This is a genomic window from Conexibacter sp. CPCC 206217 (assembly GCF_030646165.1).
Classification (GTDB): domain Bacteria; phylum Actinomycetota; class Thermoleophilia; order Solirubrobacterales; family Solirubrobacteraceae; genus Conexibacter.
In genome coordinates, this window is the sequence record NZ_JAUTDO010000004.1 from 482,014 (window position 1) to 505,608 (window position 23,595).

The following is a 23,595-nucleotide window of genomic DNA, read 5'->3' on the forward strand; positions in this document are numbered from 1 at the left end:
CAGCGGTTCGGGGAGGTCGCCGAGCGCCAACTGGGACAGTGCCGCAGCGAGCGCCGCGTCGTCGTGCGAGCGATCCTCAGGCATAGACGTCGAGCGGGTCGTGCCGCGGGACGAGCGTGATCTCGGCCGGACGACCGAGCTGCGTCTGCAGCGTCGCGTGCAACTGCTCGGTGCGCTGCTCCCCCTGCTCCAGCACGTCCGCCGGCAGCGCGATCCGCACGCGCGACGCGATCGCGTCGACCGACACGTGCAGCTCGACCGCACCCAGTTGCGGCAGCTCGTAGCGCAGCGTCAGCGATCCGCCCTCCTCGCCGTCGCGCTCGCCGTCGCTGCCGCCGCCGTCGCGCTCAAGCACCGCCAGCCGGCGCCCCCCGGGCAGGTTCACCTCCGCCGGCGCGGGCGGCGGCAGCTGCTGGAAGGCGCTTGCCGACAGCTCGCGCGGCTGCGCGATCTGCAGCAGCAGCCGCTCGTTGGTCGCCTCCTGCACGATCAGCCGCAGGCGGTCGCCGGGTCTGACGTCGCTCGGCAGCTCCGCCGTCAGGATCGCGCCGGCGAGGTTGATGATCCCGACGTTCTGCTGGCCGCGCTCCAGCACGCGCGCCGCCAGCGAACGGCCGGGCGTCAGCGACAGGTCGGGCGCGGAGGCGCGCAGCAGCACGAGATCGACGGACAGCGACTGCGGCATTCGACGCGCAGCGTAGCCGCTGGGGCGGCGACTAAAGATCCCGCTCCCAGCTCCGACTACACGGGCTACATGGAACGTGGCCTCTACATCGCGGCGTCCGGCATGGTTGCCGAGCAGATGCGCCAGGACGCGATCGCAAACGACCTCGCGAACTCCTCGACGCCCGGTTACAAGGCCGACCGCGTCACGCAGTCGAGCTTCGGCGACCTGCTGCTGAGCAACACCTCGACCGGCCAGGTCGTCGGGCCGCTCGGCACCGGCGTCTACGCCGACGAGATGACGACCGACCTGTCGCCGCAGGCGACGCGCGTGACCGACGAACCGCTCGACCTGGCGATCGCCGGCGAGGGCTACTTCGGCGTGCAGACGCCGCAGGGCGTCAGATACACGCGCAACGGGCAGTTCACCGCCTCGCCCCAGGGCCTGCTCGTCGACCAGCTCGGCAACCCCGTCGTCGGCAGAGGCGGCGGCCAGGTCCAGATCGCCGCCAACGGCCAGGTCGACGCGGCGACGGTCGGCGTCTTCAGACTGACCGGCGCGACGAAGCAAGGCGACAACTACTTCGCCGGCGCGGTCGCCGGCCAGGCCGCAGGCGCGGTCCAGACCGGTGCGCTGGAAGGCTCCGGCATCGACCCCGCCCGCACGATGGTCGACATGATCGCCTCCTTCCGCGCCTACGAGGCCGGCCAGAAGGTCATCCAGACGATCGACGACACGCTGCGCCGCACCGGCACCCAGGTCGCCAACGCGACCGGCGGCGCCTCCTAGCGACACGCTCGACCGCGCGCCGCGCAACCGCGCGGCGCCGCGCCGTCTCAGCTCATCGCCACAGCGCGATCTCGCTGATCTCGACGTGGTCGCCGCCGGGCGGCAGTCTCGTGATCCACAGCAGCACGTGGCGGCTGCGCTCGCCGCCGCTCTCGAGCGTGATCTCCTGGCGGCTGCCGACGCTCGGCACCGTCGCGACTCTTCTCCAGGCCGGGTCGTCGATGCCCGCGGGCACGTCGCCGGGCGTGATGTAGACGTCGGCCGAGAACCCCTTGGTCGGCGTCCGCACGACCATTCTGCGCAGCACGGCGCCCGGCGAGACGTCGACCGTGAGACCGACGCCGGGCTTCGCCAGCACGCCGCCGTCGTATCTCTCGGTGCTCCAGAACGTGGTCGGGTTCTTGTCGACGGCTGCGGTCGTCTCGTCGGCGTGCTCTCTGGAGTCGCCGTTGGGGTCGTAGTCGTCGGCGGCCGTCTGGCTGAGGCCGATCGGCACCAGCTGCTCGACCTGGCCACCTCTGTCGGCGGTGCCGCTCGGCTCGCCGGTCGTGCCGGTGCCGGCCTCCTTGCCGTTCAGCACGACGATCACCACCACCAGCGCCGCGACGACGGCCACCAGCGCCATCAACGCCAGCACCTGCGGTCTGCGCACGCGCAGCGGGACGCGCTTGCGCGCGCGCCGCGGCAGCGTCCGGATCACGGTCGTCGCCTCGCCCGTCGCGCTGCCGGCGCGCGCGGTCTCCAGCGCCAGCACGTCCTCCAGGTCGGCGATCAGCTCCTCGTCGCTGCGGTAGCGCTCCCTCAGCTCCTTCGCCGTCGCGCGGTCGATCACGGCCGCCAGCGAGGCGGACACCTCCGGCCGCAGCGCCTGCACGTCCGGCAGCTCCTCGCGCACGTGCTTCATCGCGACCGCGACCTGGTTCTCGCCTCTGAAGGGGACGCTGCCGGTCAGCATCTCGAACAGCACGATGCCGAGCGAGTAGAGGTCCGACTGGCCCGAGACGGGATGGCCGAGCGCCTGCTCGGGCGAGACGTAGTCGGTCGTGCCGAGCACGCGGCCGTCCTGCGTCAGGCCGTCCTCGTCGAGCGTGCGCGCGATCCCGAAGTCGGTGACCTTCGCGCTGCCCTCCTCGTCGATCAGGACGTTCTGCGGCTTCACGTCGCGGTGGACGATGTGGCGCGCGTGCGCGGCGCCGAGCGCGCGCGCGATCTCGATCGCGTACGCGACCGCCTCGCTGATCGGCAGCCCGCCGAGCCGCCGGATCCGTTCCTTCAACGTCTCGCCCTCGACGTACTCGAAGACGATGTAGGGCCGGCCGGCGTCCTCGCCGGCGTCGATCACGCCGACGATATGGGGATGCGACAGCTGCGCGACCGCGCGCGCCTCGCGGCGGAAGCGCTCGAGCTGATCCGAGTCCGACGCGATCTCGCGATTCATCAGCTTGATCGCGACCTGCCGCTCGAGCGTCTCGTCGAGCGCGCGGTAGACGGTCGACATGCCGCCGGTCCCGATCCGGGCCTCGAGGCGGTAGCGGTCGTTCAACAGAGTGCCGAGCAGCGTGCTCACTGCCCCAACATTACGACGCGCGGGCGCTGAGTCCGGCTCTGAGACGGAGATTGCGTCGGCAAAGGTACGACGGCCGGCTCGCTCCGGCGCGCCTACGCTCTCTCCGGGCGCTTGCGCAGCGGTGGGATCTCGCCCGCGTTGGCGGCGGCCTCGTTCTCCTGCTTGACCGCTGCCCAGATCTCCTCGCGGTAGATCGGCAGCGACTTCGGTGCATCGATGCCGAGACGGACAGTCTGGCCGCTGACCTCCATCACCATGAGCGTTATGTCGTCGCCGAGGACGATCTTCTCGCCCGGCCTGCGGGTGATGATCAGCACGACGTTCCTCCTTGGAAGCGGATGGCCGACCGAGGCCCGTGGGGCGTCAGGCGGCCTGGCCCGATGCGTCGTCCGCCGCCTCCGCGAGCTGCTCGAAGAGCGGGGCTCGCAGCCGGGCCTCGGCCGCCTGGTTGATGACCTGGTGGCCGCGGCCCTCGGAGATGACGATCGGTGCGCGCAGGTTCGCCGTGAAGCCTTCGAGCTGGTCGCTTGCCCGAACGGTGACATAGATGTCGGTCGCGGTGAGTTGCGGCAGGCCGAGCCGCTCGCGCTCCTCCTCCGCCAGCTCGACCTCGAAGCCGCCGAAGAAGCGACGCGGATCGGTCACGGGCAGCGCGAGCGCCGGGTCGTCGACCGAGTGCAGCCAGAGGAAGTCCGCGTCCGCGTCGCGCGCGACGAGCGCGAAGCGGCGGCTCTCGAAGCCGATCATGCCGTGGGGAAACTCGACCACGCTGTCCGGGTCGACCTCGATCTGGCCGAACCGCGTGCTGTCGATCGTGAGTGACAAGGGGTCTCTCCTCCTCGCTTCGCTATCGCAGGAAGTCCATCAGGGAGTTCTGGACCACGGCCGAGCCGGCCTTGAGCGCCATGTTGTAGGCGGCCTGCTGCGTCGTGTAGTCGATCAGCGTCTTGACGGTGTCGGCGTCCTCGACCTGCGAGCGCAGCTCGATCGAGTTCTCCTCCAGCGCCGCCAGGCGGCCCGACGCGACCTCCAGCCGGTTCGTGCGCGCGCCGACGTCGGCGCGGATCTGGTTGAGCGCGTCGAAGTTTCTGTCCAGCCGCACGATGTCGGTGCCGCGCAGTCTGTCGCCGTCGCCGCTGCGCATGTCGTCGGCGATGTCGCGCAGCGTGTTCAGCAGCAGGTCGTCTCTGGCGGCCTGCCCGTTGCCGAGCAGCGGCGAGACGCCGACGTTGATGTCGAGTTCGACGCCCGGCCCGATCTCGCGCTGGATCGTGTCGGCGTTGCCGTTGTAGGTGTCGGCGCCGTTGAGCGTGTACGGCGTTCTGTCGGTCGCGGTGCCGGAGAAGATGAAGCGGCCGGCGTACTGGACGTTCGACTCCTGCTTGACCGTCTCGATCAGCTGGTCGATCTCCGCCGCGGCGGCCTCGCGCGCTCTCGGACCGGCCGAGTCCGAGCCGCTCTGGATCAGCAGCTCGCGCACGCGCTGGACCGCGTCGCCGATCTTCGACAGCGACGCGTCGGCCGCGTTGAGCCAGGCGGTGCCGTCGTCGACGTTGCGCTGGTACTGCTGCAGGCCCGCGACCTCGCCGCCGAGCGCGAGCGCGCGGCTGGTGCCGTACGGGTTGTCCGACGGGCGCGTGATCTCCTTGCCCGACGACATCTTGCGCTGGATCGCCGACAGCGTGTTCATGTCGCCGTTGAGGTCCCGGATCGTGTGCCGGGCCGTCATCTGAGAAGTGATGCGCATCGCCATGGCTACAGCCCCACCCGTCCGGTTCGGTTGATCAGTGTGTCGAGCATGTCGTCGAGCGTCGTCATCGTGCGCGCCGACGCCTGATAGCCGCGCTGGAAGCGGATCATGTTCGTCATCTCCTCGTCGGGCGAGACGCCCTGGACGCTCTGGCGGCGATCCTCGATCGCGTCGACGAGCGCCTGCTGGACCGCCTCCGTGGAGCGGATCGCCTTCACGTCGCTGCCGACCTGCGCGACGAGCGCGCCGTACGTTCTGTCGACGCTGCCGCCGCGCAGCTGCGCGATCGCGTTGGCGACATCGTTTCTGCCTCTGTCGGTCGTGCTGCCGGTGACGAGCGTCGCGGCCGTCGCGATGACGGCGAGTCTGTCGGAGGTCACGCCGGCCGGGTCGAAGAAGTCGACGCCGGTCGAGGCCGAGTGCAGCGCGTTGACGCTCGTGACGAGGTCTCTCGCGATCGCGTCGAGTCTGTCGCGATAGGTCAGCGCGGGACCGGTCGGGTCGCCGAGCTCCTGCAGCGCGCCGAGCTTGCCGCCCGGGTTGGTCAACGTCTGCGGCCAGGTGTAGCCGCCGGCCGCCGTCTTGTCGATCAGCGTGACGCCGCCGAAGTCGACTCTGACCGTGCCCATGCCGGTGTCGGTGACCGACACCTGCGCCAGCTCGGACAGCCTGTCGATCAGGAAGTCGCGCCGGTCGAGCAGGTCGTTGGGCGACTGGCCGACCGCGACCGCCTGCGAGATCACGTCGTTGAGCTGCGCCAGCTCTCTCGCCCACACGTCGACGTCGCCGTCGGGGCCGGTGATCGCGTTGTACTCGTTCGTCGCCTGCGTCGCGACGGTCGTCAGCTGCGAATGGACCGACTGGAAGGCGCCCGCGAGCGTGCTCGCCATTCTCACGACGGCCGTGCGCGCGGCGTCGGACTCCGGCGCGTTGGCGAGATCCGACCATGCGCTCCAGAATCTGCCGAGCAGCGCGTTGATGCCGTCGCTGGTCGGCTCCGCGAAGCCCAGCTCGGCCTGCTCAAGCGACGCCGACTGCGTCGCGGCGTCGCCCAGCTCCATGTTCTTGGCACGGAACTGGATGTCGAGGAAGCTGTCGCGGATGCGGCGGATCTGCGCCACGTCGACGCCCGTGCCCAGCTGCGCGCCGGCACCGGTGGTCGCGGAGTTGGCCGGCAGCACGAGCGCGTCCATCGCCGCCATCACCGCCTCCTGGCGGGAGTAGCCGACGGTGTTCGCGTTGGCCAGGTTGTGGCCGGTGGTGTTCATGGCCTGCTGATGGGCGATCAGCCCGCGCAGCGATGTCTGCAGGCCCATGAATGAGGAGATCGGCATTGGTCTGGGCCTCTAGGCGTGGAGGTCGAGGGCGTGTTGACCCGGCAGCGGTGCCACCGGCATGGAGTTGAGCGTCCCGCCCGGCTCGTAGCCGAGCGAGGAGACGGGTTCGACGATGTTCAGCAGATGGTCCAGGAACGCCAGCTCCTGTCGCATCAGCGACTGGTTGAGCGTGTGCTGGCGCGTCAGCTCGGTCAGCAGTCGCTGCAGCTCGGCGCTGCGCGTCTGCGCCTGCTGCGCCAGGTGCGGCGGCATCAGCAGCGTCATCCGCGTGACGGTCACCTCGCCGGGCGACAGCCCGAGCGCGGCGGCGGCGCGGTTGAGCAGGCGAGTGCGCTCGTCCTCGACGCGCGCGCGGCGCTGGAACTCGGCCTGGAAGGCGCTGACCTCGCGCACGACGGCGTCGACGTCGCGCAGGTTGATCGCGTCGTGCTGCGCCATCACGATCTCGAGCAGGCGCGCGGCGGACGCGATCTGCGCGTCGAGGTGCGCGAGCACGTCGTTGGACAGCAGCGGGTCGGCGTAGTCCGGCTTCATCGCGTAGGCGCTCATGCGGCGGCCTCCGGAGCTCTCGGGGTCTGCGCGGGCGCCATCGCGTCCGTCAGCTGGCGTGCGAGTCCGAGCCCGCCGGCGTCCATCACGCCGTCGGCCATCGCCTGCGGCATCAGGTTCGCGTACGGCGAGTCGCCGCCCATCGCGCTTCTGGCGGAGCTGGCGAGCGACTCGGTCAGCTGCTGGACGAGCATCTGCTCGAAGCCGAGCGCCGCGGTGTAGGCGTCCTTGCGCGCCTGCGGCGCCTGGCGGATGTCCGCCGGCAGCAGCGCGCTGTCGATCGGTGGAAGGCTCATCGTCAGCGCTTCACCTGGTTGGCGACCTCGAGCATCTGATCCTGCATCGCGATCGCTCTGGAGGCCATCTGGTAACCGCGCTGCGCGGTCATCATGTCGACCATCGCGTCGGACATGCTCACGTTGGAGCCCTCGAGGCGGCCCTGCAGCAGCGCGGTGTCGTTGCCGGCGGCGCGCGCCGGCCCGCTCTCGGGCGTGACGGCGAAGCGGTTGTCGCCGAGCGGCTGCAGGCCGTCCTGCGAGGTGACGTTGACGAGCTGGATGTTGCCGATCGCCTGGCCGCCGACGCGCACGGCGCCGTCGCGGGCGATCGAGATTCTGTCGATCGGGGTGTTCTGCGGGACCTGCAGGCCCGGCACCAGCAGCGCGCCGTCGCTGGTCGTGAAGCGGCCGCGGTCGTCCAGCCGCAGGCTGCCGTCCCGCGTCAGCGCGAGTCTGCCGTCCGGCGTGCGAACCTGCAGGAAGCCGCTGCCGGCGATCGCGACGTCGAGCGGCTGGTCGGTGTTCTGCAGCGTTCCCTGCGCCTGCGAGCGACCGATGAACGACGCCGCGGCGCCCGCTCCGGCGTCGACCGTCGCGCCGGCCTGGTTGCCCTGCGAGTTGTAGAGCAGGTCGCGGAACCCGACGCGCACGTGCTTGTAGCCGACCGTGTTGACGTTCGCCAGGTCGTTGGAGACGCCGTCGATCTGCTGCTGCTGCGCTGCCATGCCGGCGGCCGCCGAATAGAGGCCTTGGAGCATCCGTGTCCCTCGAGCGTTGGGGTCCGTTATCGGGTGTGGAGCCCAGCCTCCGCAGGTGCGGTCCAGCTCGACGGCTCCTCGTTCGACCCTGGTGATCGGACGCGGGCGCGATGACTTGAGAGCGGCCGTCCAGTCCGTCTGGCCGGCCCGCCGGGACGGCTCGGACGGCTACTGGCTGCCGTCGGTGCCGTCGCTCGGCGCGCCGCCGCCCGCGCCGGTGTCGCCGCCGGCGGGCGGGCTGTCGCCGCCCGGGGTCGTCGTCGTACCGTCGTCGGGCGGAGTGACCGGCTCGACGTACCTGCCGACGAAGATCCGCACCGGCGCGCCCCTGGCGGCGGTGGCGCCCTGGTCGGGTCGCTGCGACAGCACGATCCCGTCCTGCGCCTGGTCCTCGACGGGCTGCAACGAGACGCGCGGCGTCAGGCCGGCGCCGCTCAGCGTCGCCTCCGCGTCGGCGCGCGCCTGCCCGACGACGTCGGGGATCGAGATCGGCGGCGCTCTCGCGACGACGAGCGCGATCGTGCTGCCGGGGTCGGCGTCGGTGCCGCCCTCCGGGCTCTGCGAGATCACGTCGCCGGGGTCGACCTCGGTCGACTCCTGCTCGGTCACGCTCGTTCTGAAGCCGTCGGCGGCGAGCGTGCTCTCGGCGTCGGTGCGCGTGAAGCCGCGCACGTCGGGGATCGAGACCTGCTGCGGGCCGGTCGAGACGTAGAGCGTGACGCCGCCGCCTCTCTCGACGTTGCGCCCGGCCGCCGGCGAGCTTCTGATCACGTTGCCCTCCGGCACCGTGTCGTCCGCCTGTCTGATCGTGTCGCCGACGTTGAGGCCGGCGTTCTGCAGCTTCGCGGTCGCCTTCGCGAGCGGAAGCCCGTCGACCGCCGGCACGTCGACCGTGCCGGGACCGCCGGAGACCTCCAGTCTCACGAGCGAGTGCTCGTCGACTCTTCTCCCCTGCGCCGGGCTCTGCGCGACGACCTCGTTGACGGGCTTCGCCGAGCGCACGGTCTCGATGTCCCACTCGAGACCGGCCGCGTCCAGCCGTCTCTGCGCGGCCGACATCTGCTGACCGACGACGCCCGGCACGGTCACCTGCTTGGTCTGCGTCAGCAGCACGATCGCGACCGCGACGCCCGCGATCGCCAGCAGGCCCAGCACCCACGCCCACCACGGCGGGCGGCGGCGTCTGGGCTCGTCGAGGTCGTACGCCTGCTCTCCGGTCGGCGGTCCGGCGGCGCCGGCGTCCGTCGCCAGCCCCGCCGCGTAGGCGCCGGCGGCGAACGAGGCGGTCCGCTGCCCGCGCGACTCGCCGCCGAGGATCGTGTCCCTCGCCTCCTCCAGCGCATGGATGAAGGCGTCGGCGTCGGCCGGGCGCCGGGCGGGCTCCTTCTCCAGCGCCCACAGCACGATCGCGTCCAGCTCCGGCGGGACGGCCGGGTCGAACGCGCTCGGAGACGGCGCCGGCTCGGAGACGTGCTTGAGCGCGATCGAGACGGCCGAGTCGGCGTCGAACGGGACGTGCCCGGTCAGCAGCTCGAACAGCACGACGCCGATCGAGTAGAGGTCCGATTGAGGAGACACCGCGTGCCCCTGCGCCTGCTCCGGCGAGAGGTACTGCGCGGTGCCCATGATCGAGCCGGTCTCGGTCATGTCGGAGGCGCCGGCGCGCGCGATCCCGAAGTCGGTGACCTTCGCGCGGTCCTCGTCGTCGATCAGCACGTTCTGCGGCTTCAGGTCGCGGTGGATGATCCCGCGCCTGTGCGCGAAGCGGGCGGCCTTCAGCACCTGCACCGTCAGGTCGATCGCGCGGATCGGATCGATCGGCGAGTCCTGCTGGATCACCTGCTTGAGCGTGCGACCCGGCAGGTACTCCATCGCGATGTAGTAGGTGCCGTCCCATCTGCCGCGGTCGTAGATGCCGACGACGTTGGGGTGCTGCAGGCTCGCGGCGCTGGAGGCCTCGCGGCGGAAGCGCTCGACGAACTCGGTGTCGGAGGCGAAGCGCGGGTACAGCAGCTTCAGCGCGACCTTGCGCCCGAGTGACTGGTCCTGCGCGCAGAAGACCTCCGCCATCCCGCCCGCGCCGATGCGCGAGAGCACCTTGTAGCGCGAGTCGATGATCGTGTCGGGCGCGATCTCGGTCATCTGCTCAGCAGTGTCTCCAGCACGTCGCGGGCGATCGGGGCGGCGATCGTCCCGCCGAAGCCGCCGACGCTGCGCTCGACGGTGACGGCGATCGCGATCTGCGGATCGTCCTGCGGCGCAAACGCGATGAACCACGGCTGCGCGATGTCCTGCGCGACGTCGATCTCGGCGGTGCCGGTCTTGCCGGCGACGTCGATGCCGGGCAGCTGGACCGCCGTGCCGGTGCCCTCCTCGACCACGTCGCCCATCATCTGCGTCAGCTCGGACGCCGTCTGCGACGAGATCGGCTGGCTGTACTGCTTCGGCTCGATCGTCTTGACGGTGCGCCCGTCGGGGTCGACGACCTTGTCGGTCAGGTGCGGCTCCATCAGCGCGCCGCCGTTGGCGACCGCCGCGGCGACCATCGCCATCTGCAGCGGCGTCACGAGCAGCTTGTCCTGCCCGATCGCCATCCGCCCGACGTCGACGCGCGGGCTCACGACCGGCAGCAGCCTGCCGTCGTAGCGCTCGCCGCTGGCGACCTTCTGCTCGTCGGGGTAGTCCAGCGGCGGCAGGCTGTAGAAACCGAATCTGCGCATGTACTCGCCCATCGTCCGCTTGCCCAGCTCCTCGCCCATCTGCGCGAACGCCGTGTTGACCGAGTACGTCAGCGACTCCGTCAGTGTCGGGTCCGAGAAGTCCTGGTCGCCGTCGTTTCTGAGCGACCGGCCGGAGACGACCCGGCCCGATCTGCCGTCGAAGGTCGAGTCGGGCGTGAACTTGCCCGAGTCCATCGCCGCGGCGGCGGTCACGACCTTGAAGGTCGAGCCGGGCGGGTAGAGGCCCTGCGTGACGCGGTCGACCAGCGGGGCGTTCGCGTCGTCGAGGTTCAGCTGTCTCAGCGCCGCCGGGTCTCTGACGACGTTGGGGTCGTAGCCGGGCGAGCTGACGAGCGTCTTGACGGCGCCGGTGCGCGGATCCAACGCGACGACGGCGCCCTTCTGGCCGGCGAGCGCGTCGGTCGCGACCTGCTGCGCCTGCGGGTCGAGCGTCGTCACGACCGTGTTGCCGGCGCGGCGCTTGCCCTGCAACTGGTCGACGATCGAGTTCAGCTCGCTGCTGGTGCCCGACAGCTCGTCGTTGCGCGAGCGCTCCAGCCCCGACAGCTGGCCCTGCAGCAGGTTCGCGTAGCCGACCGGATGGCCGAACAGGGTGTCGGTCGGGTAGTCGCGCTCGTAGATCGATCTGCCGTTTCTGCCGCGCACTCTGACGCTGCGCGCCAGCACCTTGCCGTCGGCGGCCTTGATCGCACCGCGCTTGACCTGCAGCGCCGCGAACAGCGGTCGCTTGTCGAGCGTGTTCGCGCGCAGCTCGTCGGCGTCGAAGACCGACCAGCGCGACGTCCACCCGACCAGCAATGCGAACAGCACCACGATCGCGAGGAAGAGACGGACGATCGGCGCGCTCATGCCGGTCGCCGCGCCTTGTCGGAGACGAGCAGCAGCAGCGCCAGCAGGACGAAGTTGGCGAGGATCGAGGAGCCGCCGTAGGAGATGAACGGCAGCGTCACGCCCGTCAGCGGGATCACGTTCGTGACGCCGCCGACGATCACGAACACCTGCAAGGCGAAGACCGACGAGAGGCCGACGGCCAGCAGCGTCGAGAACGAGTCTCTCGCCAGCATCGCCGTCTTGAAGCCGCGCTGCACGAACAGCAGGTAGGTGACGAGCACGCCGACCGCGCCGAGCAGCCCGACCTCGTTGACGATCAGCGCGTAGATCAGGTCGGTCTGCGCCGCCGGCAGGATCGAGGCGCCGAACGGTGTCTCCAGCATCGCCCCGCCGAAGCCGCGCCCGAGCAGCCCGCCGTCGGCCTGCGCGAACAGCGAGTTGGCGATCTGGTAGCCCTCGTTCGGGTAGCGCGCGGCGTCGAACGGATCGGTCCAGACGTGGACGCGGTCGACGACGTGCGGCACGTGCGTGCCGAGGTACCAGGCGCCGAGGCCGAACAGCAGCAGCCCGATCAGCACGAACGAGAAGCGGTTGGTGGCGACGTAGACGAGCGCCAGGAAGGCGCCGAAGAACATCAGCGACGAGCCGAGGTCGCGGATCACGATCAGCAGCAGCATCGCCATGCCCCAGATCACCAGCAGCGGGCCGAAGTGCTTCAGCGGCGGCAGCGTCACGCCGAGCACGCGCCGCGCGCCGACGACCAGCACCTGGCGCGTGTCGCGCAGGTAGCTGGCAAGGAAGATCACGATCCCGAGCTTCGCGAACTCGGTCGGCTGGAAGACGAAGACGCCGGGGATGCGCACGCCGAGGTAGGCGCCGTTGACCTGCGCGCCGATCCCCGGCAGGCGCGGCAGGACCAGCAGCGCGAGGCTCGCGAACGCGATCACGTAGCGGTACTGCTCGAGCTTGCGGTAGTCGCGCAGGAAGACGACCGTCGCCGCGAACAGGATCAGCCCGACGACGAACCACTGCGCCTGCTGGCGCGCGAGCGTGTCGTCGATGCGGTAGATCATCACCAGCCCGAAGCAGGCCAGCACGGCGACGAGCGGGAACAGGTACGGATCGGCGTACGGCAGCGCGATCCGCAGGAAGATGTGCGCGACGAGGCAGAGGCCGAGAAAGATCGCCCCGTACGTCAGCGACAGGTCCGACAGCTCGTTCTGCGACAGCGCGCCGCGCTCGATGAAGACGGCGGCGAACCCCGCGGTCACGAGCAGCGACGCGGGAATCAGCCCGAGCAGCTCGCGATTACGCGCGCTCATCGCCGGCTCCCATGCACCGGAAGGGCGAGCCCCAGGGCGAGTCCTTCCAATGGAAAGCAAGCCCTCTGGGCGCAGCTTTCCACGCGCTCATGGAGACAGTCTTCCCTGCTCCAACTGGGCGACGAGATCGCGCGCGTCGCTCTGCGAGCGCAGCGTGTGGTCGAGCAGCTCCTTGCGCCGCTCCGGCGGCACCGCGGCCGCCGGCACGCCCGAGATCGAGTACTGCGAGTACAGCTTCAGCCCCGCCGGCAGGTCGAACGGCAGGCCCTTGTAGACCGTCACCATGCCGCGGTCGTTGGTCCCGACGAAGAAGACCGCGCGCGTCGCGAACATCCCGGCGACGCCGAGGATGATCAGCACGACGAGGACCGAGACGGTCGCGGCGAAGATCTTCACGCGCCGCGGCAGCGGCGCGTTCTCGCGCTCGGCGCGGCGCTTGCGCGCGGCGACGACCGAGTCCAGCTCGACCGGCTGTCCGGGCGCGCCGGCGCGCGGATGCGAGATCGGCTGCTGCGCCGTGCGCGGCTCGGCGGCCGCGACCGCTCCGCGCACGTCGGCCGCGCTCAGCTCGCCGCCGGCCTGCGTCGGCTGCTCCAGCGGGGCGGTCGCGGGTGCGCCGCCGCCCGCGGGAGCGGTCGCCGCGCCGGTGACCTCCTCGAGGCGGAACAGCACGACGGTGATGTTGTCGCGGCCGCCCGCGGCGTTGGCCGCGTCGACCAGCTCACGGCCGGCCGCCTCCAGGCCCTCGGCGCCTCTGAGGATCCCGGCGATCAGCTGCTCGGAGATCATCGACGTGAGCCCGTCGCTGCACAGCAGCAGGATGTCGTCCGCCTGCGCGCGGTAGGTGCGCGTGTCGACCTCGACGTCGGGCTCGGGCCCGAGCGCGCGCGTGATGATCGAGCGCTGCGGATGCTCCGCGGCCTCCTCCTCGGTCAGCTTGCCGCGCCGCACCAGCTCGTCGACGAGCGAGTGGTCGCGCGTCAGGCGCGTCAGCTCGCCCTCGCGCCAGAGGTAGGCGCGGCTGTCGCCGACGTGCGCGACCGACAGCTCCTCGCCGTCGAGGTAGGCGGCGGTCAGCGTCGTGCCCATCCCGGCGCGGTCGCGGTCCTCCTGCGACAGCTTGTGGATCCGCGCGTTCGCCTCCAGCACGCGCGTGGCGAGCCGCTCCTCGGTCGTGCCGCCCTCCGGCAGCCCGGGCGCGAACGTGTCCGCGGCCAGCTTCGAGGCGACCTCGCCGGCCTGCGCGCCGCCCATCCCGTCGGCGACGACGAACAGCGGCGAGCGCGCGAAGAAGTTGTCCTCGTTCGCGCGACGCGCGAGGCCGGTGTCGGACTTCTCGAAGTGCTCGGCGACGCGCAGCATCAGATCGGGCGGCCCATCTCAGTCTTGAAGGTAGGAGAACTCACTGTCACCGATCCGGATGCGGTCGCCGTGATGCAGCGGTTGGATCCCGCGCAACGGCTCCTCGTTGAGGAACGTTCCGTTCGTCGAGCCCAGATCCTCCAGCACGAGCACGCTGCCCTGCCGTTCGATCCGCGCGTGCTGGCTTGACGCGAACGGATCCTCGAGCCTGATCTCGACGTTGCCGCGGCCGAGCGTCGCACCGCCCGTCAGATCGTAGGCGATTCCGGTCGTGTGCCCCGGCGCGTGCTCCACGACCAGCCGCGGCTCGCCGTCGCCGACATGGTCGCCGAGCATGTCGTCGGAGGCGCTGTGCATCGCCGTCGCGTCGGCCGGCGGCGCCCCCGCGTGGTCGTCGACGGCGACCGCGTCGGCCGCCGGCTGGGCGCGCCGCAGGTCCTTCAGCGAGCTGCGCACGACCCACAGCAGGAACAGGTACAGCACGACGAGGAAGCCGAGCTTGAGGGCAACGGAGATCGGTTCGAGCGTCATCGCGTCACTCCAGCTCGAACGTCAGCTGCGTCTGGCCGATCTCGATCCGGTCGCCGCCGCGCAGCAGCTGTGCCTGCTCGATCCGCGCGCCGTTGACCGTCACGCCGTTGGTCGAGCCGAGGTCGGCGATCATCCAGCCGTCGCCGCGCGGGCGCACCTCGGCGTGTCTGCGCGAGACGTTGCCGTCGGCCAGCACGATGTCGCAGTCGCGGCTGCGTCCGAGCGTCGCGCCGGCGGCGCCGACGACCATCCGCTTCCCGTCGGTCACCAGCAGGGCGGTCCGCGCCCGCTCGCGCGCACGCTCCTCCAGCGGCTCCTGCAGCCGCTCGGCGGCGCTGTAGATCATCGTGTGGCCCGATTCGCCCTGCGACGGCTCCGCGGCCGGCTCGTGCGCCGGCTGCACCAGCCGCGCCTGGATCCCGAACTCGCCCAGCCGCAGCCGCTCGTCGGTGTTGAACTCGATCACGGGCCGCGACATCAGCGCGAATCTCTCGCGCCGCGCGTGCTCCAGCAGGTACGCCGCGAACTCGTCGACGAGCTGGCCCTCCAGGTCGCGGAATCTGTCGCGGTCGGCCGGCGACAGATAGACCGCGTACTCGTTCGGCACGTACACCCGCGAGACCGACAGCGACTGGTGCTCCTCCATCTCCCTCGCCAGCTTGCGCGCGATCTCGACCGGGCGCACCTCGGAGCGGAAGGCACGACTGAACGTGCCCTCGACGAGGGATGCGATCTTGCTTTCGAGGCTGCGGAAGACGCTCATACGGTGCGCCAGGGCGCGTTTCCATGCTACGGGAGAGGCCGGGGGGCGGCTGCCGGCCCATCCACCGGCCGTTCGAAGTCGTCCGCGCAGCGGCGGCGCGCTTGCACCTGGCGCACCGCCCGCGCCGCGACCGCCACCAGCACCGCGACGGCGGCGCCGAGCGCCGCACCGCGCGGATCCGGGCTCGGGACGGTGCCCTTCATGCTCGCTCCGATCGCGCCCGCGCCGGCTGCCAGCGCGGCCGCCCAGACGATCCCCGCGACGAGGTCGACGGCGGCGTGGCGCCCCCGCACCAGCCACGGCAGCACCGCCGCGCCGGCCGCCCACAGCAGCGCCGTCGCGAGCGCGCCGGACTGGAGCAGCGGCCGCAGCCCGTGCTCGAAGGCGCCGCTGAGCGAGTCGTCCCAGCGCGGCAGCGGCTGCGTCCCTCTCGCGCGGCCGTAGAAGAGCGTCGTGCGCGCGAGCGGCTCCGCCAGCGCCAGCAGCCAGAAGCCGAGCGCCCCGAGCGCGGCGCGGCGCCACACGGTGCGCGCCTGCCCCGCGATCGCCGGATACGCGCCGGACAGCATCGCCGCGCCCAGCAGGGGCGCCGCGAACGGGACCGACCAGCCGCGGCCCTTGCCGCCGAACGGCAGCAGCAGCGGGATCGCGACGACGCCGCAGGCGCCGATCAGCGCGATCCCCGGCACGCCGCCGGGCCCGGCCAGCCACGTCAGCAGCAGGAACGCGCTCGCGAGCCAGCCGATCCGCGGCAGCAGCCCGATCGCGAGCGCCGCGACCAGCCCCGCCAGCAGCGGATTCGGGACCGCGACCCCGCGCGCGAGCGGCGCCAGCCCGACCGCCAGCGCGACGACGACCCCGCCCGCGACCCCCGGCAGCACATGGCCGCGCACGAACGGCGACGGCCGCCGGACCGGATCGGCCTGCGGCGCGAGCGGATCGAACGGCGCGGCGCCGTGCCTGTGCCAGCGGCCCGAGACGACGGGGTCCGCACGCCTGTCGTGCACGGTCCAGACGCCGGGCGCGGCGCCCAGCTCGGCCGCGACCTCCGCCAGCTCCTGCTCGCGCGAGCGGCGGCGCCAGCCGCGGCGGCCGCGCTCGGCGACCTGCGTGACGGCGGTCGCGAAGCGCTCGACGTGCGGCGCCTCGACGGTGCCGGGCTCGTCGCCCAGCTGCGGCAGCGCCGCCGTCAGCGCACGGTGCAGGTGCGCGACGGTCCCGCGCTCCCTCGGCCGCGGCAGCAGCGCACGGTCGATCGCCTCGCACAGCTCGGGCGGCAGGTCGTTGCGCTGGCGCGCCAGCGACGGCAGCGTCGCGCCGAGCCGGCGCGCGGTCGCCACGGCCGTGCCGGCGCGCACCGGGTTGACGCCGGAGAGCGCCTCGTACAGCACGAGCGCGGCCGCGTAGAGGTCGGCCGGCGCGCCGGCCTCTCTCCCCTCGGCCTGCTCCGGCGCCATGTAGGCGAGCGTGCCGACGACGTCGCCGGTGCGCGTCAGCGCCTCGCCGCCCTCGCCCTCGACGATCCGCGCGACGCCGAAATCGGTCAGCTTGCAATAGAACCCGCTCCCCACCCCACCGCCCGCATACGTCGCGTCCGGGATCAGCACGTTGGACGGCTTCACGTCGCGGTGCACGACGCCTTGCGCGTGCGCATGCGCCAGCGCTTGACACAGCGAGATGCCGATCAGCGCGACGTCGCGGTCCGACAGCGCGCCCGCGCGCAGCAGGTCGGCGAGCGTCCCGCCGCGCACCAGCTCGGTCACGAGGTAGGTGACGCCGTCCTCGGAGCCGGCCTCGTAGAGCGTCACGATCGCCGGATGCGCGAGCCGCGCAGCGGCGCGCGCCTCCTGCTCGGCGCGGCCAGAGGCGTGGTCGAGCGCGATCGCCTTGACGGCGACGTCGCGCGCAAGGCGCTCGTCGTGCGCCAGCCAGACGACGCCGAATGCGCCCGCGCCGAGCTGATGCAGCAACCTGTAGCGGTCGAGCACGAGTTGCTGGGCGCCGTGTCCGGGCAGGCGCGCGGTGGGTGCGTCGGTCCCGCTCACTCTCCGGTCTTCCACGTCTTGCAGGCACTCCCTCCCGCATGTCGAACCCCGTGCGGGGGCAGGACTGCCCAGAGTCCGGCCGAATGGCTGGTCATACTGATCGTTCCGGGTTTGTTAAGGAGCATGATTTTTGTCGTTCTTCGACGAGGCTGACGAGCCGCGTACAACGCCACGGACCCGCCGTGCTCCGTCCGGAGGCGGCGGCAGCCGACCACCGGCCGACGACCAGACGCTGCTGGTCCGTCGACTCGTTGCCTTCGGCGCGGTCATCGTCGTGCTCGTTCTGCTGGTCGTCCTCGTCCGGGGATGCGTCGGCAACCGCAAGGAACAGGCCCTCAAGGATTACAACCGCGACGTCAGCACGTTGATGCAAGCGTCCAGAAGCAGAGTCAGCGGGCCGTTGTTCGCGGCTCTGGAAGGCGCCGCCTCCCAGAGAGGTGAGCAGGTCACGGAGGCGATCGCGCAGCTGCGCGTCGTCGCGGAGAGAGAGTACGACCAGGCGAAGGCGCTCGACGCGCCAGATCAGGTCGCCGACGCGCAGCACAACCTCGAGCTGCTGCTGTCGCTGCGCGAGGACGGCGTGAGAGTGATCGCCGACAGAATCCAGCAGGCGATCGGCACCTCGGCCGCCGCCGGCACCGCGCTCGACTCCGTCGCCGCGCAGATGCAGGCCTTCAACGCCTCCGACGTCGTCTACTCGCAGCGCGTCGCGCCGTTCATCAAACGCGCGCTGGAGGACGCCGGGATCCCTGCGACCTACAGTGGCGAGACCGGCGAGCAGGTGCTGGCGTACTCGGACTTCCTGCCCAACATCGGCTGGATGGATCCTGCCAACGTCGCCAGAGCGCTCGGCGCGACCAGCACCAGCGCGGCCGACAGAAGCACGCCGGCGCCCGGCCTGCACGGCCACCAGCTCGACTCCGTCAGCGTCGGCGGCACGACGCTCGACCCGAGCTCGCCGGCGACGCTGCCGGCCGACCCGCCGCCGACGTTCGACGTCGCCTTCACCAACGGCGGCGAGCACGACGAGCAGAACGTCAGAGTCGTCGTCGAGATCTCCGGCGGCGGTGCGAGCACGCCGATCACGGCCTCGACCGTCGTCCCCTCGACGGCCGCCGGCGAGTCGGCGACCGCGAGCGTCGCGTTCAACAGACCGCCGCCGACCGGCGGCACCGCCGAGATCAGAGTCACGATCGAACCCGTCCCGGGCGAGGAAGGGCTCGACAACAACACGCAGACGTACTCCGCGCTGTTCGAGTGAGGCACCGCGGATGGACGAGCTGACCAGCACGGCGGGGATCGTGGCGCTCGCCGGCTGCGCGCTCGCGCTGGTCGCGCTCGTCGTCGCGATCGTGCTGGCCGTGACGCTGCGGCGCGTGCGGCGCGACCAGCGCGTGCTGCTGGGCGAGGAGGGCACGACGACCGACCTCGTCGAGCACGCGGCCGCACTGGAGCTGGAATACCGCGCGCTGCACGCGTTCGTCGAGGACGCGGCGGCGCGCCTGCACAGCCGCATGGACGTCGCCGAGCAGCGGCTCGACGGCGCGATCTCCTACAGCGCGCTCGTGCGCTACGACGCCTACGGCGAGATGACCGGCCACCAGTCGACCTCGATCGCGTTGCTGGACGCGCGCAGAGACGGCGTCGTGCTGTCGTCGATCATGCACCGCGACGCCGCGCGGCTGTACGCGAAGCAGGTTCGCCGCGGCGTCGGCGAGCTGCAGCTGTCGCCCGAGGAGGCGGAGGCGGTGCGGCTCGCGCTGGAGTCTCCGGGCGAGCACGACTGAGCGCGCGGGCGCACGCCCCGGCCCCGCGCGCCCGCGACCACCGCCGACCGTCTACGCTCGGCCCATGCGCGTCGGATATCTCGGTCCCGAGGGGACCAACACGCACGAGGCGCTGCTCGGCGCGATCGCCGGCGAGCAGCACGAGCAGATTGCGCTGCCGACGATCCACGACAGCGTCGTAGCGGTCCAGGACGGCGAGGTCGACCGCGCGCTGGTGCCGATCGAGAACGCGATCGAGGGCTCCGTCAACGCGACGCTCGACGCGCTCGCGATCGACGCCGACCAGGTCACGATCATCGGCGAGGTGCTGCACCCGATCCACACGAACCTGATCGCGCGCGGCCCGCTGGAGCTGAGCGCGATCGACGTCGTCGTCTCGCACCCGCAGGCCAACGGCCAGTGCGCGCAGTTCCTGCGCACGCGGCTGCCGCAGGCGCGCGTGGTTGCGGTCAGCTCGACCGCCGACGCCGTCCGCGCGGTCGCCGAGGGCGAGCTGGGCCCGCACGCCGCAGCGCTCGGCAGCCGGATCGCCGCGCAGCAGTACGGCTGCGAGATCCTCTGCGCCGGCGTCGACGACGTCAGCGGCAACGAGACGCGCTTCGTGTGGCTGGCGCCGCTCGGCACCCCGGTCGGCGAGCACGGCCCGTGGAAGACGGCGATCGTCTTCTGGGGCGTCGGTGCGGAGGCGCCGGGCTGGCTCGTGCGCTGTCTCTCCGAGCTGGCCTTCCGCGGCGTCAACCTGACGCGGATCGAGTCGCGGCCGCGCAAGCAGGGACTCGGCCGCTACATGTTCTTCCTCGACCTCGAGGGCCGCGACGACGAGCAGCCGGTCGCGGAGGCGCTGGCCGCCCTGCGCGGCCACGTCGAGCACCTGCGCGTGCTCGGCTCGTTCCCCGTCGCCGCCTGAGCGCAACCCCTGTTCACAAGTCGTCGAGGCGCGGTCGCTACACTGCGTGCTGCGGTTATGGCCACCTTGGTACCACCAGCGCAATCGGAGTCCGCGTCGCCTCTGGAGCACCAGCGACGCGGGCGTGATGGTGGCCGGGTGCTCGTATTGAACGCGACCTTCGAACCGATCAACGTCTGCACGGTTCGTCGCGCGGTCGTGTTGCTGCTGAAGGAGAAGGCGGAGATCCTCGAGCACGGGGACTACCACCTGCACTCCGGCAGCTCGACGGTGAGGAGGCCGATGGTGATCCGCCTCGTCTCCTACGTGCGCGTCCCGCGCGACACGCACCGTCGCAAGATCACGCGTAGGGCAGTCTTCGCCCGCGACGACTGGACCTGCCAGTACTGCGGCTCGCGCGGCAACCTGACGGTCGACCACGTGATCCCCCGCTCCAAGGGCGGCGGCTCGACATGGGACAACATCGTCGCCTCGTGCGCCCCGTGCAACCGCCGCAAGGGCGACTCGATGCCCAACCAGGCCGGCATGATCCCGAAGATGAAGCCCAAGACCCCGGGCCCGAACGTCTTCATCCAGGTCGCGAGCCCGACGATCCCGCGGGCCTGGCAGCGGTACCTGGCGATCTAGTGGCGTGACGCCACTGGTCCGGAACGGCTGGCGCCGTTCCAACTGCCCCGCGAGCCACGTCGCATCCGGCCGTGGAAACACGAAGGGCGCTGTCGACAAACAGCGCCCTTCGCTTGATGCTTTGGCTGAACAAGGCTTCAACCGGCTTGGATGTGTCAGGGCCAGTGGGACCAGCTCTGGCACCGGAAGAAGCGGTGTCACGGTGTTGACTCCGCTAAGCGGGGTCAGCCATCCGACCTAGCGGCCGGACACCTCCAGGGTCCCGCAAAAACTGTCAGACAACTTCGGACCACCTCCTTTCTCTGGTCTCACCAGAGTAGCGGAACGGCCCGACGGTCTGAAGGGTTTTGCTCAGACCTCGTCGTCTCCCGCGTCCGTGTCCGCACCCGCGTCGTCGCCGGCAGCGCCGTTGACATCCGCAGCGGAATCCGGTCCGTCCGGCACGACCGTGCCGTCGCCGTCGACCGCGACTATCCCGTCGCCATCCACCGGCGCGCCGCCGTCGATGCCGAGGTCCAGCTCCTCCGCGGCCTCCGCCGGGTCGGACTCGACGATCAGGGCGATCGCGCGGACGCTGTCGTCGTCGCGCACGTTCATGACGCGCACGCCGGTCGCCGCGCGGCCCTGCTGCGAGATCCCGCGGGCGCCGGTGCGCTGGACCATCCCGTCCTGCGAGATGAACACCAGCTCTTGGTGCTCACGCACGACGAGCGCACCGGCGAGGCCGCCCTTCGTCTCGGTCAGCTTGATCGTTCTGACGCCCTTGGCGCCGCGCGAGGTCTTGCGGTACTGGTCGATTCTCGTGCGCTTGCCGTAGCCGTTCTCGGTCACGACGAGCAGGTCCTGGTCGTCGCGCGCGACGTCCATCGCGATCACTTCGCCGTCGCCGACGTCCATGCCGCGCACGCCGCTGGTGTCGCGGCCCATCGCGCGGGCGTCGTCCTCGCTGAAGCGGACCGTGAGACCGGCACGCGAGACGATGATCACCTCGTCGCCGATGTCGACGCGCCGCACCGCGACCAGCTCGTCGTCCTCGCGGATCTTGATCGCGATGATGCCGTCGGCCTTGATCGGCGTGTTGTACGCCTGCAACTCGGTCTTCTTGACCGCGCCGTTGCGGGTCGCGAACAGCAGGTACGGCGCCTCGCCGAAGTCACGCGTGGACAGCACGGACTGGACCCGCTCGCCCTCGCGCAGCGGCAGCAGGTTGACGAGCGCGCGGCCCTTCGCCGTGCGCTGTGCCTCCGGCAGCTCGTAGACCTTCAGTCGGTAGACCTTGCCGCGGTTGGTGAAGAACAGCAGGAAGTCGTGCGTCGACGTGACGAACAGGTGCTCGATGTAGTCGCCGTCCTTCATGTCCATCCCGGTCACGCCGACCCCGCCGCGGCGCTGCTGGCGATAGGTCGCCAGCGGCAGCGACTTGATGTAGCCGGTCTGCGTGATCGTGATGACCATCTGCTGGTCGGCGATCAGGTCCTCGATGTCGATCTCGCCCTCGGCGTAGGAGATCTGCGTGCGGCGCTCGTCGCCGTACGCGTCCGCGATCTCCTGCATCTCCTCCTTGATGATCGCCATCACGCGCGCCTCGTCGCCGAGGATGTCGCGCAGCTCGCGGATCCGCTCCATCAGGTCCGCGTGCTCGAGTCTGAGCTTGTCGACCTCGAGCGCCGTGAGGCGGCCGAGCGTCATCTGCAGGATCGCCTCGGCCTGGCGCTCGCTCAGCTCGAATCTGTTGACGAGGTTGATGCGCGCCTGCTCGCGGTCGGATGACGCGCGGATGATCGCGATGACCTCGTCGATGTTCGCCTGCGCGATCAGCAGGCCCTCCAAGATGTGCGCGCGCGCCTCGGCCTGCCGCAGCTCGTGCTTCGTGCGGCGGACGATCACCTCGCGCTGGTGGTCGACGTAGCGGCCGATGACCTCGCGCAGCGACAGCGTCTTTGGCACGTTGTCGACGAGCGCCACCATGTTGACGCCGAACGTCGTCTGCATCGAGGTGTGCTTGAACAGCTTGTTCAGCACGACCTTCGGCAGCGCGTCGCGCTTCAGCTCGATCACGAGCCGCATGCCGTGACGGTCTGTCTCGTCGCGCAGGTCGGAGATCTCGGGGATCTTCTTCTCGTGCACGAGGTCGGCGATCTTCTGGATCAGCCCGCCCTCGCCGCCCTTCTTCACCTGGTAGGGCAGCTCGGTGACGATGATCGCCTCCTTGCCCTGCGACAGCGGCTCGATGTGTGCGCGCGCCTGCACGCGGACCTTGCCGCGCCCGGTCGCGTACGCGTCGCGGATGCCGCCGACGCCGAGGATCACGCCCCCGGTCGGGAAGTCCGGCCCTCTGAGATGCTGCATCAGCCCGTCGACGTCGATCGCCGGGTTGTCGATGTAGGCGATCGTCGCGGCGATCGTCTCTCTCAGGTTGTGCGGCGGGATGTTCGTCGCCATGCCAACGGCGATGCCGGCGGAGCCGTTGACGAGCAGGTTCGGGTAGCGCGCCGGGAGGACCAGCGGCTCCTGGTTCTTGCCGTCGTAGTTGGGCCCGAAGTCGACGGTGTCCGCGTCGATGTCGCGGAGCATCTCCGTCGCGATTCTCGACAGCCGCGCCTCGGTGTACCGCATCGCGGCGGCCGGGTCGTCGTCGACTGAGCCGAAGTTGCCCTGGCCGTCGACGAGCGTGTGGCGCATCGAGAAGTCCTGCGCCATCCGCACGAGCGTGTCGTAGATCGACGAGTCGCCGTGCGGGTGGTACTTGCCCATCGTGTCGCCGACGATGCGCGACGACTTCGAGCGCGGGCGGTTGGGCTGCAGGCCCGCCTCGTTCATCGCGAACAGGACGCGGCGGTGGACGGGCTTGAGGCCGTCGCGGACGTCGGGCAGTGCGCGCCCGACGATGACCGACATCGCGTAGTCGAGATACGCCGAGCGCATCTCCTCCTCGAGCGCGCGCGGCTCGATGTTGCCGCCGCTGAGTTGATCCGTTGCGCTCATCT

At 71.0% G+C, this 23,595-nt stretch carries 22 protein-coding genes; 5 read left to right on the forward strand and 17 right to left on the reverse strand.

Going from position 1 to position 23,595, the window contains the following annotated elements; genetic code table 11:
* Positions 1-76: 76 nt before the first annotated feature.
* On the reverse strand, positions 77-685 hold the full coding sequence (locus Q7L65_RS13470) for a hypothetical protein (RefSeq protein ID WP_304721885.1): 609 nt from the start codon (positions 683-685) through the stop codon (positions 77-79).
* 69 nt (positions 686-754) lie between these two features.
* Here Q7L65_RS13470 and Q7L65_RS13475 point away from each other — a divergent pair, with 69 nt between their 5' ends.
* A complete protein-coding gene (locus Q7L65_RS13475; RefSeq protein ID WP_304721887.1) occupies positions 755-1,453 on the forward strand; it encodes a flagellar hook-basal body protein in 699 nt (232 codons plus the stop codon).
* A gap of 52 nt (positions 1,454-1,505) precedes the next feature.
* Here Q7L65_RS13475 and Q7L65_RS13480 read toward each other — a convergent pair whose 3' ends face one another.
* From Q7L65_RS13480 to Q7L65_RS13550, 15 genes are all read right to left on the reverse strand, one after another.
* On the reverse strand, positions 1,506-3,020 hold the full coding sequence (locus Q7L65_RS13480; protein WP_304721888.1) for a protein kinase: 1,515 nt from the start codon (positions 3,018-3,020) through the stop codon (positions 1,506-1,508).
* 92 nt (positions 3,021-3,112) lie between these two features.
* Positions 3,113-3,337, reverse strand: coding sequence for a carbon storage regulator CsrA (gene csrA, locus Q7L65_RS13485; RefSeq protein ID WP_304721891.1), 225 nt, complete (start codon positions 3,335-3,337; stop codon positions 3,113-3,115).
* 46 nt (positions 3,338-3,383) lie between these two features.
* Positions 3,384-3,845 (reverse strand): flagellar assembly protein FliW, encoded by a 462-nt coding sequence (fliW, locus tag Q7L65_RS13490; protein WP_304721893.1) that lies wholly within the window; start codon positions 3,843-3,845, stop codon positions 3,384-3,386.
* A 22-nt stretch (positions 3,846-3,867) separates the two neighbouring features.
* A complete protein-coding gene (gene flgL / locus Q7L65_RS13495; RefSeq protein WP_370552553.1) occupies positions 3,868-4,773 on the reverse strand; it encodes a flagellar hook-associated protein FlgL in 906 nt (301 codons plus the stop codon).
* Between the two features lie 2 nt (positions 4,774-4,775).
* Positions 4,776-6,104 (reverse strand): flagellar hook-associated protein FlgK, encoded by a 1,329-nt coding sequence (gene flgK / locus Q7L65_RS13500; protein WP_304721896.1) that lies wholly within the window; start codon positions 6,102-6,104, stop codon positions 4,776-4,778.
* A 12-nt stretch (positions 6,105-6,116) separates the two neighbouring features.
* Positions 6,117-6,656: a flagellar export chaperone FlgN gene (gene flgN, locus Q7L65_RS13505; RefSeq protein ID WP_304721897.1), complete on the reverse strand. Its 540-nt coding sequence runs from the start codon at positions 6,654-6,656 to the stop codon at positions 6,117-6,119.
* Positions 6,653-6,952: a hypothetical protein gene (locus tag Q7L65_RS13510; RefSeq protein WP_304721898.1), complete on the reverse strand. Its 300-nt coding sequence runs from the start codon at positions 6,950-6,952 to the stop codon at positions 6,653-6,655. The genes flgN and Q7L65_RS13510 overlap by 4 nt, the downstream gene beginning before the upstream one ends.
* Before the next feature lie 2 nt (positions 6,953-6,954).
* Positions 6,955-7,692: a flagellar hook-basal body protein gene (locus Q7L65_RS13515; RefSeq protein ID WP_304721899.1), complete on the reverse strand. Its 738-nt coding sequence runs from the start codon at positions 7,690-7,692 to the stop codon at positions 6,955-6,957.
* A 168-nt stretch (positions 7,693-7,860) separates the two neighbouring features.
* On the reverse strand, positions 7,861-9,834 hold the full coding sequence (pknB, locus tag Q7L65_RS13520; RefSeq protein WP_304721900.1) for a Stk1 family PASTA domain-containing Ser/Thr kinase: 1,974 nt from the start codon (positions 9,832-9,834) through the stop codon (positions 7,861-7,863).
* A complete protein-coding gene (locus Q7L65_RS13525) occupies positions 9,831-11,282 on the reverse strand; it encodes a penicillin-binding protein 2 (RefSeq protein ID WP_304721901.1) in 1,452 nt (483 codons plus the stop codon). Before Q7L65_RS13525 ends, pknB begins: the two co-directional genes overlap by 4 nt.
* Positions 11,279-12,586 carry an FtsW/RodA/SpoVE family cell cycle protein gene (locus tag Q7L65_RS13530; RefSeq protein ID WP_304721902.1) on the reverse strand — a complete coding sequence of 436 codons (1,308 nt, stop codon included), beginning with the start codon at positions 12,584-12,586 and terminating at the stop codon, positions 11,279-11,281. Before Q7L65_RS13530 ends, Q7L65_RS13525 begins: the two co-directional genes overlap by 4 nt.
* Positions 12,587-12,673: 87 nt before the next feature.
* Positions 12,674-13,948: a Stp1/IreP family PP2C-type Ser/Thr phosphatase gene (locus Q7L65_RS13535; RefSeq protein WP_304721904.1), complete on the reverse strand. Its 1,275-nt coding sequence runs from the start codon at positions 13,946-13,948 to the stop codon at positions 12,674-12,676.
* Between the two features lie 18 nt (positions 13,949-13,966).
* On the reverse strand, positions 13,967-14,479 hold the full coding sequence (locus Q7L65_RS13540) for an FHA domain-containing protein (RefSeq protein WP_304721905.1): 513 nt from the start codon (positions 14,477-14,479) through the stop codon (positions 13,967-13,969).
* Positions 14,480-14,483: 4 nt separating this feature from the next.
* The gene (locus tag Q7L65_RS13545) at positions 14,484-15,242 is read right to left on the reverse strand and encodes a DUF3662 and FHA domain-containing protein (protein WP_304721906.1); all 759 of its coding nucleotides are present in this window, start codon (positions 15,240-15,242) and stop codon (positions 14,484-14,486) included.
* Between the two features lie 26 nt (positions 15,243-15,268).
* Entirely contained in the window at positions 15,269-17,287 is a 2,019-nt protein-coding gene (locus Q7L65_RS13550) for a serine/threonine-protein kinase (protein WP_304721909.1), read from the reverse strand.
* Between the two features lie 274 nt (positions 17,288-17,561).
* Between Q7L65_RS13550 and Q7L65_RS13555 the strand changes: the two genes are divergently transcribed.
* From Q7L65_RS13555 to Q7L65_RS13570, 4 genes are all read left to right on the forward strand, one after another.
* Entirely contained in the window at positions 17,562-18,548 is a 987-nt protein-coding gene (locus Q7L65_RS13555) for a hypothetical protein (protein WP_304721911.1), read from the forward strand.
* 10 nt (positions 18,549-18,558) lie between these two features.
* On the forward strand, positions 18,559-19,074 hold the full coding sequence (locus tag Q7L65_RS13560; RefSeq protein WP_304721912.1) for a DUF4446 family protein: 516 nt from the start codon (positions 18,559-18,561) through the stop codon (positions 19,072-19,074).
* Positions 19,075-19,138: 64 nt separating this feature from the next.
* On the forward strand, positions 19,139-19,981 hold the full coding sequence (gene pheA / locus Q7L65_RS13565) for a prephenate dehydratase (RefSeq protein WP_304721914.1): 843 nt from the start codon (positions 19,139-19,141) through the stop codon (positions 19,979-19,981).
* A gap of 138 nt (positions 19,982-20,119) precedes the next feature.
* On the forward strand, positions 20,120-20,608 hold the full coding sequence (locus tag Q7L65_RS13570) for an HNH endonuclease (protein WP_304721915.1): 489 nt from the start codon (positions 20,120-20,122) through the stop codon (positions 20,606-20,608).
* 351 nt (positions 20,609-20,959) lie between these two features.
* On the opposite strand, the gene gyrA is transcribed toward Q7L65_RS13570, so the two are convergent.
* Positions 20,960-23,593, reverse strand: a complete 2,634-nt coding sequence (gene gyrA, locus Q7L65_RS13575) for a DNA gyrase subunit A (RefSeq protein ID WP_304721916.1) — start codon at positions 23,591-23,593, stop codon at positions 20,960-20,962.
* Between the last annotated feature and the right edge of the window lie 2 nt (positions 23,594-23,595).

Excerpts from the sequence above, each read along its gene's own strand:
- Q7L65_RS13470 (WP_304721885.1), bottom strand. The coding sequence starts at position 685 with ATGCCGCAGTCGCTGTCCGTCGATCTCGTGCTGCTGCGCGCCTCCGCG.
- Q7L65_RS13475 (WP_304721887.1), top strand. The coding sequence starts at position 755 with ATGGAACGTGGCCTCTACATCGCGGCGTCCGGCATGGTTGCCGAGCAG.
- flgL (WP_370552553.1), bottom strand. The coding sequence starts at position 4,773 with ATGGCGATGCGCATCACTTCTCAGATGACGGCCCGGCACACGATCCGG.
- flgK (WP_304721896.1), bottom strand. The coding sequence starts at position 6,104 with ATGCCGATCTCCTCATTCATGGGCCTGCAGACATCGCTGCGCGGGCTG.
- flgN (WP_304721897.1), bottom strand. The coding sequence starts at position 6,656 with ATGAGCGCCTACGCGATGAAGCCGGACTACGCCGACCCGCTGCTGTCC.
- Q7L65_RS13510 (WP_304721898.1), bottom strand. The coding sequence starts at position 6,952 with ATGAGCCTTCCACCGATCGACAGCGCGCTGCTGCCGGCGGACATCCGC.
- Q7L65_RS13515 (WP_304721899.1), bottom strand. The coding sequence starts at position 7,692 with ATGCTCCAAGGCCTCTATTCGGCGGCCGCCGGCATGGCAGCGCAGCAG.
- pknB (WP_304721900.1), bottom strand. The coding sequence starts at position 9,834 with ATGACCGAGATCGCGCCCGACACGATCATCGACTCGCGCTACAAGGTG.
- Q7L65_RS13525 (WP_304721901.1), bottom strand. The coding sequence starts at position 11,282 with ATGAGCGCGCCGATCGTCCGTCTCTTCCTCGCGATCGTGGTGCTGTTC.
- Q7L65_RS13530 (WP_304721902.1), bottom strand. The coding sequence starts at position 12,586 with ATGAGCGCGCGTAATCGCGAGCTGCTCGGGCTGATTCCCGCGTCGCTG.
- Q7L65_RS13535 (WP_304721904.1), bottom strand. The coding sequence starts at position 13,948 with ATGCTGCGCGTCGCCGAGCACTTCGAGAAGTCCGACACCGGCCTCGCG.
- Q7L65_RS13540 (WP_304721905.1), bottom strand. The coding sequence starts at position 14,479 with ATGACGCTCGAACCGATCTCCGTTGCCCTCAAGCTCGGCTTCCTCGTC.
- Q7L65_RS13545 (WP_304721906.1), bottom strand. The coding sequence starts at position 15,242 with ATGAGCGTCTTCCGCAGCCTCGAAAGCAAGATCGCATCCCTCGTCGAG.
- Q7L65_RS13560 (WP_304721912.1), top strand. The coding sequence starts at position 18,559 with ATGGACGAGCTGACCAGCACGGCGGGGATCGTGGCGCTCGCCGGCTGC.
- pheA (WP_304721914.1), top strand. The coding sequence starts at position 19,139 with ATGCGCGTCGGATATCTCGGTCCCGAGGGGACCAACACGCACGAGGCG.
- gyrA (WP_304721916.1), bottom strand. The coding sequence starts at position 23,593 with ATGAGCGCAACGGATCAACTCAGCGGCGGCAACATCGAGCCGCGCGCG.